The organism is Stenotrophomonas sp. STEN147 (assembly GCF_056757995.1).
Genome location: NZ_JBRRCG010000001.1, coordinates 326,404 through 340,922, shown reverse-complemented (window position 1 = coordinate 340,922; position 14,519 = coordinate 326,404). Strand labels below are relative to the sequence as shown.

General features: G+C 67.6%; 12 protein-coding genes. 2 read left to right on the top strand and 10 right to left on the bottom strand.

What is annotated here, in order from left to right:
• Position 1 precedes the first annotated feature (1 nt).
• From ACVOKU_RS01585 to ACVOKU_RS01565, 5 genes are all read right to left on the bottom strand, one after another.
• Positions 2-283, bottom strand: a complete 282-nt coding sequence (locus ACVOKU_RS01585) for a hypothetical protein (RefSeq protein ID WP_193395637.1) — start codon at positions 281-283, stop codon at positions 2-4.
• A complete protein-coding gene (locus ACVOKU_RS01580) occupies positions 273-1,046 on the bottom strand; it encodes a chemotaxis protein CheW (RefSeq protein ID WP_481558872.1) in 774 nt (257 codons plus the stop codon). Before ACVOKU_RS01580 ends, ACVOKU_RS01585 begins: the two co-directional genes overlap by 11 nt.
• A gap of 112 nt (positions 1,047-1,158) precedes the next feature.
• The gene (locus ACVOKU_RS01575) at positions 1,159-2,547 is read right to left on the bottom strand and encodes an EAL domain-containing protein (RefSeq protein WP_481558871.1); all 1,389 of its coding nucleotides are present in this window, start codon (positions 2,545-2,547) and stop codon (positions 1,159-1,161) included.
• 51 nt (positions 2,548-2,598) lie between these two features.
• Positions 2,599-4,476 (bottom strand): S8 family peptidase, encoded by a 1,878-nt coding sequence (locus ACVOKU_RS01570; RefSeq protein WP_481558870.1) that lies wholly within the window; start codon positions 4,474-4,476, stop codon positions 2,599-2,601.
• Between the two features lie 59 nt (positions 4,477-4,535).
• Positions 4,536-6,827: an ESPR-type extended signal peptide-containing protein gene (locus ACVOKU_RS01565; RefSeq protein WP_481558869.1), complete on the bottom strand. Its 2,292-nt coding sequence runs from the start codon at positions 6,825-6,827 to the stop codon at positions 4,536-4,538.
• Between the two features lie 202 nt (positions 6,828-7,029).
• Here ACVOKU_RS01565 and ACVOKU_RS01560 point away from each other — a divergent pair, with 202 nt between their 5' ends.
• Entirely contained in the window at positions 7,030-8,412 is a 1,383-nt protein-coding gene (locus ACVOKU_RS01560; protein ID WP_481558868.1) for a sensor histidine kinase, read from the top strand.
• Here ACVOKU_RS01560 and ACVOKU_RS01555 read toward each other — a convergent pair.
• Positions 8,354-9,049 carry a response regulator transcription factor gene (locus ACVOKU_RS01555; protein ID WP_481558867.1) on the bottom strand — a complete coding sequence of 232 codons (696 nt, stop codon included), beginning with the start codon at positions 9,047-9,049 and terminating at the stop codon, positions 8,354-8,356. The two genes, ACVOKU_RS01560 and ACVOKU_RS01555, sit on opposite strands and share 59 nt — an antisense overlap.
• Before the next feature lie 293 nt (positions 9,050-9,342).
• On the opposite strand from ACVOKU_RS01555, the gene ACVOKU_RS01550 reads away from it, so the two are divergent.
• A complete protein-coding gene (locus ACVOKU_RS01550) occupies positions 9,343-9,705 on the top strand; it encodes a glycine zipper 2TM domain-containing protein (protein ID WP_081284341.1) in 363 nt (120 codons plus the stop codon).
• A 66-nt stretch (positions 9,706-9,771) separates the two neighbouring features.
• Here ACVOKU_RS01550 and ACVOKU_RS01545 read toward each other — a convergent pair whose 3' ends face one another.
• The 4 genes from ACVOKU_RS01545 to ACVOKU_RS01530 are packed head-to-tail and all read right to left on the bottom strand — an operon-like array spanning position 9,772 to position 14,474.
• Positions 9,772-10,896, bottom strand: a complete 1,125-nt coding sequence (locus ACVOKU_RS01545) for an ABC transporter permease (RefSeq protein WP_481558866.1) — start codon at positions 10,894-10,896, stop codon at positions 9,772-9,774.
• Complete coding sequence (locus ACVOKU_RS01540) at positions 10,893-12,080, bottom strand: ABC transporter permease (protein ID WP_481558865.1); 1,188 nt, start codon at positions 12,078-12,080, stop codon at positions 10,893-10,895. The genes ACVOKU_RS01545 and ACVOKU_RS01540 overlap by 4 nt, the downstream gene beginning before the upstream one ends.
• On the bottom strand, positions 12,065-13,075 hold the full coding sequence (locus ACVOKU_RS01535; protein WP_481558864.1) for an HlyD family secretion protein: 1,011 nt from the start codon (positions 13,073-13,075) through the stop codon (positions 12,065-12,067). Before ACVOKU_RS01535 ends, ACVOKU_RS01540 begins: the two co-directional genes overlap by 16 nt.
• On the bottom strand, positions 13,068-14,474 hold the full coding sequence (locus tag ACVOKU_RS01530; protein WP_053517367.1) for a TolC family protein: 1,407 nt from the start codon (positions 14,472-14,474) through the stop codon (positions 13,068-13,070). Before ACVOKU_RS01530 ends, ACVOKU_RS01535 begins: the two co-directional genes overlap by 8 nt.
• Positions 14,475-14,519: the final 45 nt, after the last annotated feature.

Here is a 14,519-nt window from a genome sequence, read left to right as displayed (position 1 = left end):
TTCAGGCCGAGGGGGGAGGGGAGCGAATGCCGGCCCGCGGATCCCGCAGGATGCCGAGCCAGGGCTCGACGATCTGCTCGAATGCAAACACGTGTTCCCGGTGCAGGTCCATGCCGCTGAGGTAGTGGCGGATGCTGCGTTCGAATTCATCGGCCGCGTCCAGATTGCCTGCGTTCGTGCGGAGCAGAAGAACGGTGGCCGCTTCCAGTGCCGCCACACGGACATGCATCCGGTTCATGGCCCCCTGGAGGCGCAGCAAGGCATCCCGCGTCTCAGTGTTCATCGGACCTCCCGGGGAAGATCGCTGCATCGGTCCGCGAACCTGCGAGCCGCCGCTGCAGAGTGAGAGCGACACTCGGATCAATGAGGGCAACCTCCTGGTTGGATGCCAGGCAGACCCGGTGGCTGCAGAGCGGCAATCCCTGCCCATCGTTGCTGATGGGGTGGACGTGGCCGAGCGGGACACTCTCGATGGTGAGCACCTGGTCAAGCGCCAGGGCGACAAGCTGGACGCCGGCCTGCACCAGCAGCATCGCCGGGCAGCGGGCACCGTAGCGGGTGCCGCCCGTGACAAGGCCAAGATCCACGACGGGCACCGTCTGCCCGCGTACGGACACGCGGGACAGGCCGTCCGTACCCCGGGTCAGAGCCTCCGGACCACGTATTTCCACCGCCGATTCAACATCGATCCCGAACAGCGCCGCACCGGCACGAACAAGCACCAGTTCCAGGAACGGCTGCGGTGACGCGTGGTGTGCGGGAGCGGTGGCAAGCGAGGGGGCACGGTGGTCGATGGCGTCCGCGCGGGGCAACCGCTTGACGAACTCCTCGAAGCGCATGCGGCTGACCGCCTGCCGGTTGTGGCAGCAGGGGCAGACCAGGATCCCTGCGCCGCGCAGATCGGTCAGGCCTGCGCCCGCCTTCAGCATCGCGGTGTGGTTGCACGCACGGCATGTCGCTTGCACGGCGTGCAGGCGTGTCAGCGCGCCTTCAGTGGTCAGGTCTCCCTGAACAAGGCGAAGCAGAAAGGAACCTGTGTTGGCCACTGGCAGACTTCTCGGATGGATCAGGAGCAGGCAACTGCCCCGGGATTCTCGGCGGCTTCCATGAAGGGATCAAACGCACGCCGCGTAGTCCATCCGCGGGTGCAGGCCTGGCTCATTCGAGCAGGTGGGGCGCAACAGTGAGTCTATCGGTCAGTTCGTTCGCACTGATGGGCCTGCACAATGCAAAGCCCTGGATCTGGTCGCATCCGAGCTCCCGCAGCGTGGTGACCTGGTCGGCAGTTTCAGCCCCCTCAGCGACGGCGGTGTAGCCCAGATCATGGGCCAGGCCGATGATGGCACGGACTTTCAGGCGGGCCCGCGTGTCGGTCGAGATTCCATCAATCAGCGATTTGTCCAGCTTCAGCGTGTGGATCGGCAGTTCGGTCAGGTATGCGAAGTTGCTGTAGCCGCTGCCGAAGTCGTCCAATGCCAGGCGGATTCCCGCCGATGCCATCCGCCTGAGCTGCTCGCCGGGCACGGAGTTCACCCGCAACCATTCTCCTTCGGTGATCTCGATCTCGAGGTCGCTGCAGCGCAGCCCCTCGGCATGGATCCTGGCGACCAGCGCATCGGCCATGCCGGCACGGGCCACATTCCGTGCAGACAGATTGATCGACAGGCCCAGCGTGATGCCGTCGCGTCTCCAGCATGACAGCTGCTCCAGCGCTCGGTCGACGACCCACTCCGTGACCTTCTCCATCAGTGCGTTACGTTCGAATACCGGGATGAATTCGGCAGGGCTGACCGGGCCAAGCCGAGGATGATCCCAGCGGATCAGCGCCTCCGCTGACACCGCACTGAGATCAGACCCGCGGAAACGAGGCTGGTAGACCAGATGGAATTCGTCGTGGCGCAGGCCGTCGCGGGCGCCGGCAAGCAGGTGATACTCGCGCCGCAGACTTTCATCGCGCGGGGCGGAGTACCAGCAGTAGGTGACCTGGCTGGACACTGCCCAGTGAAGTCCCACGAACATCCTGCGGATGATGTCGTCGGCGCTGTCCTTGCCGGTTTCGGCCTGGCAGAGGCCGACGTGGACGAGGGGCCGGAGGGGCTGCGCTGCACCCTCCCTTGGCTGCGTCAGGCGCAGGTACAGCGCTTCCACCAGGCGCTCGACGGCGTCACGGGTGGGCAGCTCCACGAGGAAGGCGAAACGGCTGCCGCCCATATGGTGGACCTCCGCCTGGCCGTCCAGGGCGGCCTCGATGCGTGCTGCGTCCTGCCTGACCCGCGTCTCCAGCCAGGCCATGCCGAAGGCCTGGCAGGGCTCGGCAGCATGCGGCAGGTCAAGGACATCGACGAGGACGGCGACGGGCGATCGGCCCGGCAACCGGCGCGATCGTGTGGTGTAGTCGATCGTGAAGGTATGTCTGTCCAGCAGCCCGCCGGAGAGCCCGTGGCAGCTGGACAACGCATGCAGCTGCAATGGGCGTGTCACCGCCCCGACAAGGGACGGCAACGTGCGCCGATCAGTGAAGGAGAGTTTCCTGGGCAGGCTTTCCATCGAAGGACCCCGGGCATCGAGGGCGGCGCGGCGTGGCGCCGCCCTCGGGGCTTACTGCCGGGCCACCAGGGTCAGCCCGGAATAGGTTCCTGTGAGGCGGATCATGTAGGTGACCGCCGAGGGCGAGCCGATCCGCACCGACTCCGAATTGGTCGGTCGGGTTGATTTCGCATCGTAATCGGAGGCGCTGGGGACGCGCTGCGCCGCTACATACAGCGATACGTCGCCTTTGCCGCCCAGCGTCATGATGGTCAACGGTGTGCCGGCCCGGGCGGTGAAACTGTAGGTCCGCTCTGCGGAGGTGCTTGACAGCCCGCGCAGTTCGACTGCGTTGCTCAGTTCCACATTCGGCGGGGTGCAGCTCTCGACGGTGGGATCGCAGGGTTCGGTGGTCGCGGCGGTTACCAGTGCATTGGCGTCGAGGATTCCCGCGCCCATCGGTGTGCTGGTGGGAATGCTGGCCGGGAAAGGACGCGCAGTGGATTTCAGCAGGTCCCGCATCTGGTCCCAGCGCAGCGGCGTGGTGGCCACGCTCTGGACCAGCGCTGCTGCGGCGGCCACATGGGGCGATGCCATCGAGGTGCCGGTATATCCTCCGATGCCGAACTCGGTCGTGGGGCGGGTGGTGCCCGTGTTGACGACCTGGAAGATGTAGCCGTTCGGATCTCCATCTACACCTCCACCGCCACCCGGCGCGGACAGGTCCACCCGGTTGCCCCAGCTGGAGTAGCTGGCCTTGCCGCCGGTGACACGCGTGGCGCCGACGCTGATCACATCCTTGCAGGAGGACATCGTGTAGGTGCCGGCATCGGCGTTGGAGTTGCCGGCTGCCACCACCACCATCGCACCGCGTCGGTTCACTTCGTCGATGGCGTCCTGGTAGATCTGCGGGCAGGCATCGGGCCCGTTGCTGCCCAGGCTCATGTTGAGCACTTCCGCCGGATTGGCATTGACCGGCAGGCCGGCAACGGTCGCGCCGACCGCCCACAACATGCCATCGGCAATGTCGCTGCCGTACCCGCCACACGAACCCAGCACACGCACCGGCAGAATCCTGGCGTTGTGGGCCAGACCGGCCAGACCGACACCGTTGTTGGTCTGCTGCGCGACGGTACCGGAGACGTGGGTGCCGTGCCAGGAGCTGTCGCGGGCGGCGTGCGGAGGCGCGCCCAGCGCCGTGCAGTAATTGGCTTCCATCCAGTCGCCCTGGTCCCAGCCACCGGCGACGCGGGCGTCGGTGTCGCGACGGGAGATCAAGCGGTCGGAGATCATGTCATAGCCCGGCAGCACGTTGTCCTTCAGGTCGGGCGTGTTTTCCACGACGCCGGTGTCGATCACCGCCACCACGACGCCTGCGCCGGTGGAGATGTCCCAGGCCTGGTCGGCGCGTACTCCACCGGTCTGATCGTGGAAGTTCCACTGCAGCTGGGCATATTGAGGATCATTCGGGATCAGTTTCGGCTGCACCATGCCGCGCCCGGTGTCGAGCGCCTGGTAGAGCCGGTCCACTTCGACCGACGTCACGCCGGGTTCGGCCGCCAGCTCGCGGACGAAGGCTGCCGTCTCGGCGGAGTTGAGCCGGCGTGAGGTCTGCACCACGTACCAGCCAGGTACGGCCATGTTGCGCAGGACACTGGCCCTGGCGGCCGGACGGGCGGCTGCGCGTGCCGTCGCCGCAGCCGCCGTGGTGATGCCTGAACGCTGCGCCGAGCTGGCGAGCGACTGCGTCAACAGGCTGCGTGACTGGGTGGTGGTGCCGGTGGTCTTGACGATGAAGCGCTGGCCGACCGACGGCTGGGCGGTCGATGTGGCGGCAGCCACGTTGCGCTTGATCACCTTGCTGGTATCCAGGTGTGGTGCGGCATGGGCGGCGCTGGTGGTGATCAACACCGAAACGATTGCAGCGGCCAGTGAGGTGTGGACGGACATGGTGGGTCTCCAGGGAAAGGGTGAAGCGCGTCGGAGCGGGAGTGGTCGGTGTCGCTCTGTCACAGGTCGATGCCGAAGCCCACGCCTGCGGAGGATTCGCCACCACTGAAGGCCCCGCCCAGACTGAAGGAGCCGCGTTCTCCGATCTTCCGTGCATAGCCCACCGACAGCGCCTGCTCGCCGCTCTGGAAGCCCGCACCGACCGCAATGCGCCCGCGTTCGCTGCGGGTGCCTGCGGCGTTGGTCGCCATGTTCAGCATCGCCGCGCTCATCGCACCCTGGCGGTCCAGGCGGCGGTCGACCGAGCTGAGGCGGCGGTCCACGTCCGTACGATAGGTTTCGAAGGAATCGTTCAATGCGGTGAACCGTGCATCGGTATAGGATTTCGCCGCGTTGACACCGGCATTGACCTGGCCCACGTTCGCCGCATCGGTCGCCTGGGTACCGGCGGCCACATGGGTGATCTGGCGCTCCGCACCGCTGGCACCGACCGACACCGTATCGGCGCGATCGGCGACCGAGCCGCGGCCCAATGCGACGGCGTTGTCGGCGGTGACGCTGGCACCTTGGCCGAGTGCGGTGCCGGAAGCGCTGCTGACGGAGGCCGACTCACCCAGGGCCACGGCGTTGCTGGCCTGGGCGCTGATGCGGCTGTTGGCACCGACGGCCGTGCTGCCGTCGGCATTGACCCGCGCGTTACCGCCCAACGCCGTATCGTTGGGTCCATGGGCGTAGGCGCCGGCGCCCAGCGCCACGCTGTTGTCCGCGTTGGCGGTCGCGCCGGATCCCACTGCCACGGCGTTGGTCCCTTCGCCCGCCTGGGCTGCGGAATCGCCTCCCACGGCGACCTGATCGTTGCGGCCATGACCTGCACCGACGTCCGCCTCGATGTCATCCAGTCGGGTGGTCAGCCTGCCGATCTGCACATCGATGGCTGCGAAACTGTCGGCGAAATTGCCGAGCGCACCCGACACCGCATCCAGCTGTGCCTTGTTGACCGCATCGGTTGCCGCCGTACCGGCCGCCACGTTGACGATCTGGCGTTCGCTGCCGGCGCGTCCCACCGAGATGGTGTTGTCACGATCGGCATAAGAGCCCGCACCGAGCGCCACCGCGCGGTCGACGGGGTGGGTCACGCCGTCGACGAACGACGGGTCGCCCACGGTTGCACCGCCGCCGATCGCCACCGACTCGCTGCCCCACACATCCGAATCCGTGCCGATCGCCACACTGTTGGTGAACAGCCGCGGTGTATCCCCCCAGAAATCGCCATTCCAGGTCATGCCGTCACCGACCACCACGCTGCCTTTGCCGGCGGCCCAGGCGCCATAACCGACTGCGGTGGCGCCCTCGATCAGGGCCAGCGCGTTGGCGCCCAGGGCCGTGGTGTTGAGCGCGCCCGCCCGGGCATTGCTGCCCACGGCCACGGTCAGGTCGTACAGGGCCAGTGCGCCCGAACCGAACGCATTGGAGAACTCGCCCAGGGCCTGCGCCCGGTCACCGACGGCCATGGCGTCATACGCGCTGGCCACCGCGCGGTAGCCGATCGCGGTGGAGCGGATAGCGCTGGCACTGGCCAGCCCGCCCATGGAGATTGCTGCATAGGCGGTGGACTGCGCGCCGCCGCCGACGGCCACGGAAAGGCGACCGGTGGCCTGCGTGTTCTGCAGCAGCTGGCCGGCAAAACCTTCCCCGATCTGGTCCTCCAGATCGTCGGCAATGCCGCCGATCGCCACGCTGGATTTTCCGCTGCCCAGGGCGCCGGCGCCCCCGGCAGTGGCAAAGTCACCTTCGGCCTGCGCGCCGGCGCCCAGCGCCGTGGACGCCACGCCGGTGGCGGCGGTCTGCTGGAACAGCACTACGCCATACGGGTTCTGCGACTGGTAGTCGATGTCCAGCATGCCGCCGATCGCGGTGCTCGAGTCGGCGATGGCCAGCGCTTCATTGCCCACCGCGGTGGCGCGGTTGGCGTAGGCCACGCTGCCGGCGCCAAGCGCGGTCGTGCCTTCCCCGACCGCGGCGCTCGCCTCGCCTGCGGCCAGCGCATTGTCGCCGTCGGCGTAGGCGCCGGCATTGCTGTCCTCGCTGCCGGTGGCGGCGAGATAGGGCACAGGATCAGCCTCGACATCGGCGGCGTACACGACCTGCTCCGGCGCGGACACCTGCTCGACGCCCAGCGCCGTGACGATCCCGCTGGCCAGGGCGGAGCAGGACACCAGCAGCGAGCCGGTGGCCAGCAGCGCCGCGACCTGGCGGCGGCGCCCGGACCGCGTCTGGCTGCACGCTATTTCGGACACAACCACCTGCCGTCCCAGCGCGGTGTTCCACACGATACGGTAAATCCGGTTCATTGCTCTGATCCTCGATCTGGAGTGCAGGCCCTTCGTCGTGGCTGCCCGCAGGGCGTCGACGGGTGGGGCGGTGTAGTCGTCGTGTCACGGCAGTGGCGTAGGCGCCCGCCGACAACATGAACGTAGGCCCACCGAGGGGGCATGTCGACTGCAACTCCTGACAGAAATATGATCGGTTTCTCGCCATCTCTTCACGCCGCCCATGCTCCGTTCATTCCTGCGCTGGCTGGACCGGGCGCCGATCGAAGACCCGGTGGACCGCCGCAACGCGCGCGTCATCCAGCTGCTGCTCCTGTTCCTGGGGGTGACCATCCCGGCGACCCTGGCCTTCGCGGTGATCGTGGCCTGGTCCCAACTGGTCTCGAGCGAGGTGCACTGGTCGACGCATGCCTCGTTGGCGATGAGCCTGTCCATCGGCGCCGCCGCATGGATCGGACTGGTACTGACGCGGCGTGGTGCGTTCGCTGCGGCGGTCAAGCTGTTGATCGGTGCCATGCTGCTGGTCACGACGATCAATCTGGGCGTGAACGGCCTGCAACGGCAGATGCCCGACCAGCTCGCCCAGATGCTGGTGCTCGTGCTGAGTGGTCTGGTGCTTGGTCGCGGCGCGCTGTGGACCACGCTGGCGGTCCTGGTGGGCAGCGTAGTGCTGGGTGCAGGACGCGATGCGATGAGCGTCTTCGCGGACGCTCCCGCGCGTGCGTTCTACAACCTGCCCCCACTGCTGTTCACCTACCTGCTGGTCACTCTGCTGATCGACCGGACGACCCAGGCTCTGCGCGAAAGCCTGCGCGAGTCGAACGAGCGCGGGCGGCAACTTGCCGAAGAGATGCGCGAACGCGAGCGCACCCATGCCCAGCTGATCCATGCGCAGAAGAAGGAGATCACCGAACGCATGGCCAGCGGCATGGCGCATGATTTCAACAACATCTTTGCGGTGATCGTCGGCTTCGCCAACCAGCGGCATGAAGACGACGGCGAAGGCAGCCGGCAGCGTCTGGTGCAGCTTGAAGGCCACCTGTCAGACGTGGAGGAGACCGCGCGGCGTGGCATGGCCATCAGCCGGCGGCTGCTCCGTTTCAGCCGTCGTGATGGCGAGCAGGCCGTCGTGTTTGATGCCGCGCAGGCGGTCCAGGAACTTGAGTCGATGCTGCGCCAGTTGCTCGGGCCGGGGATCGTACTGTCCGTGCGCAGCGATGGTGAAGCGGCGCCGGTGCGGATGGACCGCAGCCAGTTCGAGCTGATGCTGTTGAACATCGCGTCCAACGCCCGCGATGCGCTCAGCGATCACGGGCGGTTCGAGATCGACATCGACCGCGATGGAGATCGCGTCCGGATCCACCTGCGTGACAATGGCAGCGGCATGCGCGCCGAGGTGGCGGCCCGGATCTTCGAGCCCTTCTTCAGCACCAAACCGGCGGATTCGGGCACGGGACTGGGGCTGGCGGTCGTGAACGAGCTGGTGACAGAGGCCGGCGGTGGCATCGGCGTCGAGAGCATCTGTGGCGAAGGAACGACGTTCCTGATCAGCCTGCCGTGCGCCCGGCAGGATTCAGCATGTATCCCCGGCCATGAACCACCGTAAGAGGCAGTTCCATGCCACAGCGCTTGCGTGCCTTCACGCGCAGCCGGTAGACCATGGCGTCGAGCCGGTGCGCATCGAAATCGTCTGAATCATCTGCAATGGCCAGGATCAGCTGCTCGCGTGACACCAGCGCCCCGGCGTGCTGGAACAGTTCCGCGCACAGGCTGCGCTCGCTGCGGGTGAGCGCGGCCGAGGTGCCGTCGGGCGCGATCAGGCCCCATTGATCCTCACTCATCCTCCAGCCGGGCAGTGACCGGCTCGCTGTTGCCGGCGTGGCGATCCGTCGTGCCAGGCTGTGCAGTGCCGCCGCCAGCAGATCGATCTCGATCGGCTTGGAAAAATACACGTCGGCACCTTCGGTCAGGCCGCGGATGCGATCACTCACATCGGCAAGGCTGGTCAGCATGATGACGCCGAGGCCCGGTTGCCGTTGGCGCATTTCGCGCGCCAGGCTGAAGCCATCGCCGTCAGGCAGGCTCACGTCGAGCACGAGCAGGTCGGCGGGCTGTCTCTCCATTCCGGCGCGGAAGGCCGCGACGCTGGCGTAGCCGGTCGCCAGGAATCCATAGCGCGTCAGGCCTGGCAGGATGATGCGCTCGCGCAGGGCAGGCTCGTCCTCCAGTACCGCTACCCTCAAGCTTTCTGATTCCTGCACATCCACGTCCAGATGCCTGCGCCCGTTTTGAGTCGATCATAGCCGCATGCGCGCTGGCCCCGGGAGGGGCAGCACGGGTCGGCGCGCCGATGCAGGGGGCCGGTTCCCTTCGCGGCGACCGAACGGGAGCCGCTGCCAGGCGCTGGGATCGTTCCATGGCCGCGGTTCTCTTCATGAACGACGCATGGCCGATGAAGTCCTGATGACACCGATTTCACTCGTAGTTGCCAGCGGCAGGGGGAGACTGGACCCATCCCGGAAGACAGGAGCTGGCCATGAAGACCTCGACCCGACTGCTCGTGCTGGGCACCCTGATGGCGGCATCGTCGATGGCGGGTGCGCAGACCTACGGGCCCCGCGATGAAGGCCGCAAGTTCAACGACGGCAGCCGTGTGGAATGCAGGAACGTTGAAGTCCAGCGCAACTCGCGCGATCCGAACCGCATTGCCGGTACTGCCACAGGTGCGGTGGTGGGCGGCCTGCTGGGCAACCAGGTGGGCGGCGGCAATGGCAAGAAGCTCGCCACCGTCGCCGGTGCAGTCGCCGGCGGCGCCGCCGGACGACAGATCCAGGGCAACCACCAGCAGAAGACCGGCGATCGGGTGGTGGAACGTCGCTGCGAGCGCGTCTACCGCTGATCGCCGTTTTCCCCTTCCACGTAGTGATGCAACGAACGCCGGCTCCGTGCCGGCGTTTGTCTGTGCTCAGGGGCGCACCCCGCCCGACGGCCTGCCATGCAGCCGCCAGATGGCAAGACCGCCGTAGATCACCAGCAGCGCCGCGAGCGTGGCAAGTTCACGGCTGACTTCCTCCAGGCGTGCGTCCATCTGGTTCAACCGCACCATCAGATTGATGCCGGAGGTGGTCGGCAGCAGCTGCGCCAGCCACACCAGCGGGCGGGGCGTCATCACCGCCGGCCAGGAGAGGTTGGCGAGGAAGAACAGCGGAATGGAGGTGGCGATGATGTACTGGAAGGCGCGTTCGCGGGTGCGGAAGAAGCTGCCGATGAACAGCCCGAAGGCCACGGTGGCGGCAATGAACAGCGTGCCGCCCAGCAGCTGGCCCAGCGGATTTCCGCCGCGCGGGTAGTCCTGTACCCAGGCGGTGAAGCCGGCGTAGTAGAACAGGCCGAACAGCCCGATCAGGCCGAAGCCCATCGCCATGCCTGCCAGGGTCGGCAGATCGAAGTGCAGCCGGCGGCCGAGCACCAGACGCCGCCCTCCCAGCAGTACGCCGATGCCCATCAGCAGTGTCTGGTGCACGATCAGTTCGGCCACGCCGGGTACGATGGCGCTGCCATAGCCTTCCTGCGTGTTGTACAGGGGCCGCTGCACGAGAGTGACCGGCGCTGCCTGCGGCGCGCCCATGAACGCGGCCTGGGTCACGGCGGCGTCGCGGCCGAATGTGCCCAGCGCATCGGCGATGCTGCCCAGCACCCAGCTGGCGCGTCCCAGGTAGGCGCCATTGCCCAGCAGGACCAGCTTGGCTGGCTGGCCACGCAGGATGTCGCGCTCCAGGTTCGCGGGGATGAGCACGATGCCTTCGGCATGCCCCGCTTCCAGCTGCCGGCGCGCGCTGTCCAGATCCGCCGGCTGGCCAACCACGCGCGCCACGCGCAGGCCATCGAGGATGCGCAGCAGTTCGCGGCTGGTGGCACTGTGATCCTGATCGACCACCAGCACCGGCAGATTGCCGGCCACCTGGTGGCGGTACGCGGCGGGATAGAAGAACGAGTACAGGATGACTGCACCGACCATCACCACGATGGCATAGCGGTCGCCGAGCACCGCCAGCAGGGTCTGCCGCAGGCTGCGCCAGACCGCGCTCATGCGTCGGCCCCGGCCGGTCGCGCGGCCTCCGGGGTGCGGCCGAAAGCGATCAACCGCAGGCTGCCGATGCCGCCGGCCACCACCGACATCAACACCAGCGTGGCCAAGGGCCACAGCGAGACGGACAGCGGTGCGCCGACGAACTGCTGCTGGGTCTGCACCTTGATGTACGCGCTGAGCGGCAGCAGCTGGTGCCAGATGCGGGTGAACAGCGGGCCATCCAGTACCGGAAAGGTGGCACTGGAGAAGGCCAGCGCGGTGCCGATGGTCAGGCCGACCACCGACAGCGCGGTACCCATGTCACGGGCAAGGCCGACGAAGAACAACGCATATGCGGCCGTGGCCAGGTAGAACACCGGCTGCGCAGCCAGCAGCAGGAGCAGACTGCCGGCGATGCCGTCCCCGCGCAGCCATGCGAGGTAGCCGACGCCCAGCGCGCCGTACAACGCGAACAACAGTACGTAGGGCGCGAGCTTGCCGGCGATCGAGGCCCACGGGGTGTCACCGAGCCAGGCCGGCAGCGTGCCATCGCGGATTTCCCGGCCCACGCTTCCGGCCACGGCCAGTGCCAGCACCAGCGACAGGACGGCCGGGAAGATCAGCGGCAGCAGGAACAGCTCATAACTGCGTGCAGGGTTGTAGAGGATGTCGGACTGCACGGCGATCGGGGCGGCGCGCAGCTTTGCGGGCCCCACCTGCAGGCCGATGCGCTCGCGCAGCATGCGTGCATTCCAGGCCGACACCGCATCGGCGATATCGCGCGCGGCCGATTGCCCGGTGGTCATGTAGGTGGCGTTGTAATAGGCGAACACCGTGCCCTGGCGGCCGCGCAGGGCCTGACGGGTCACGTCGCGCGGCACCAGCACCACTGCGAACACCTCCAGGCTGCGCAGCTGCGAGCGCGCGGTATCCATGTCGGCGGGCTGGCGGACGATGCGCACCCCCGGGCTGGCATCGAGCATGCGCAGCAACTGCCGGCTGTCGCTGCTGTGGTCGAGGTCGACCACGGCGATGGGGACATCGCGCATGACCGATGGCGTGAACATCCAGGCCATCAGTACCAGCATCAGCAGCGGCAGCACCGTGACCAGCGCCAGGTCGGCACGGTTGCCACCAAGACCCCGCAGCTCGCGCTGCCAGGCTGCAGCAAAGCCGCTGCCGCCGGGGCTCAGTGCTGGGGCCATGCGAACAGCACGCTCATGCCGGGGCGGAAGCCCTCGATGCGGCGTACCGGGCGCACCCGCACCTCGAAGCTGCGGACATCGTAGCCGGACGACTGCCGGGTGGTACGCCAGGTGGCATAGTCGCCGGCCGGGTTGATGAAGTAGACCTTGAACTCGCTGTCCTCACCGAGGGCCGGCACGCTGCCACGCAGCGTGCTGCCGACCTTCAGGCCCTGCATCTGTGACTCGCGCAGGTTCATCGATACCCACATGCGGTCGATGTCGACCAGGGTGAATACCGGGTAGCCGGCGGGTACCAGCTCGCCGGGATCGGCCATGCGCTTGTTGATCTCGCCGGCCACCGGTGCACGGCCCTCCACTTCGACGCGGGCCGCGTCCACTTCGGCCACGGCGCCCTGCGCCTGCTGCACCTGGCCCTGCGCGGCACGCTTGTCCTGTTCCCGCGCACCGGCCAGTGCCATGTCGTACTGGGCACGGGCGGCACGGGCCAGCTCGCGCGAACTGGTGGACTGGGCGAGTGCTTCGTCGCGCTTCTGCCGGGTCATCACCCCTTCGTTGAACAGGTTCTGCACGCGGCGGTAGGTGGCTTCGGCCAGCGTTGCTCCGGCTTCGGCACGCTTCCAATTGGCTTCGGCAGCACGGATGTCCTCACTGCGCGCACCTTCGGCAGCCTTGTCGGCCACCGCCTGCGCAGCGGCCAGAGCGCCGCGTGCCTGCTGTTCCTTCGCCGTTACTTCGGGGCTGTCGAGCAGGAACACGACCTGGCCGGCCTGCACGCGGTCACCTTCGCGAACCTTCAGCTCGGCGACACGGGCAGTGATCTTCGCGGCCACGTTGATCGTGTCCGCGTCGGCCATGCCCTGGATCTGGTCGGCCGGGCTGCGCCAGGCGAGCCACAGGCCCAGCACCACCACTGCCAGCAGCACCACGAGCAGGATCCGGCCCAGCCGGCGCTTGCCTGGTGGTGTCGCTTCATCCTGCAATACGTCACTCATGGTCGATCACCTCATCTGCGCGACGCCGGAATTCCTCGAAGCGGTCCATCTGCCCACTGATCTCCAGCAGCTGTGCCAGCGCGACATCGTACTGGTAGGCGGCCTGTGCACGCTCCACGCGAGCGCCTCCCAGACCCAGCCGCGCATCGATGACGTCCAGCGACGTGGACTGCCCCTCGCGGAATGCCAGCTCCTGCAGGCGCAGGTTCTCCTGTGCCTGGGCGATGCTGCTGTCGAGCAGCACGAACTGCTGGCGTGCCGTTTCCAGCTCGTTCCACGCCTTGCGCACGCCGAGCGCGACCTGGTTCTCGGCTTCGCGCAATCCGGCTTCCGCCTGCTCCTGCTGCGCACGTGCCGCGCTGATCTGCGCCGGTCGCGAGTTCGGCGACAGGAAGGTGTACTTCAGGCCGATGCCGAACGCCCAGTCCGGATCGGTCAGCATCTCGTCGCGGCGACGGAAGTCGTATTGGCCGAAGGCGAATATCTGCGGCTTGAGCTTGGCCTGTTGTACGCGCACGCCCTGTTCGGCCTGCGCCACCATGGCCCGCAGCCGTGCGATCTGGGGTTGCCGCGCCTGCGCGATGCGCTCGAAGCTGGCGGCCGGTTCCAGCGGCACGCGCTGCACGAACAGGGGGGATACCGGCTGCACCTCGCCGCCACTGCGCAGCAGGGTGGCCAGCGCGGCCTTCAACGTGGCCAGGTCGTTGACGGTCTTCTGGTACTCGCGCTCTGCCTTGTCGCGCGCCACGGTGGCCTGCAGTCGCTGCGCGCGGGTGGCGAAGCCTTCGCGCTCCAGCTTCAGCGCATCGGCCAGGTGGCGTTCCAGGCCATCACGGACGTCACGGCGCACGTCCACCGCCTGCTCGGCCAGGCGCTGGCCGAAGTAGGCCTGGGCCAGCTGCACGGTCAACGACTGCCGCTGTGCTTCGCGTTCCGCGCTGGCCTGCTCGTGGGCTGCGCTGGCGGCACGCTGTGCGGCAGGAATGACGCCACCGGTGTACAGCGGCAGCACAGCGGTGACGACCGGGCGGGTGCGCCAGTCGCGTTCGGTGAACGACAGCGGGGAATCGATGCCAAAGGCCTCGGCCACCGGTGCCAGCGAGCCCAGTGGCAGGGTCAGGGTCTTCTGGAACTGCAGGCGGCGGACCTCGCCGGTGATCTCCGGCAGGCGCAGAAGGCGCGTGGCCTCCTGCAGATCCTGCTTGTTGCGGACGGCGGCGTCGGCCGCGGCCAGCGCGTCGGAAACCTGTTCCAACCGCTGCCGCGCCTGTTCCCAGTCCAATGCCGGTGTATCGGTGATGGCCTGCGCTGACGTGGCAAAGGGCAAGCAGGCCGCAAAGGCCATGCCGGCGACGCCCATCGCGCTGCGCATCCTTGTCCGTGGGCGGCTCACACGCATGCCGTTCCTGTAGTTAAGAAGTGAGCAAACGTTAGTGGTCTGCGC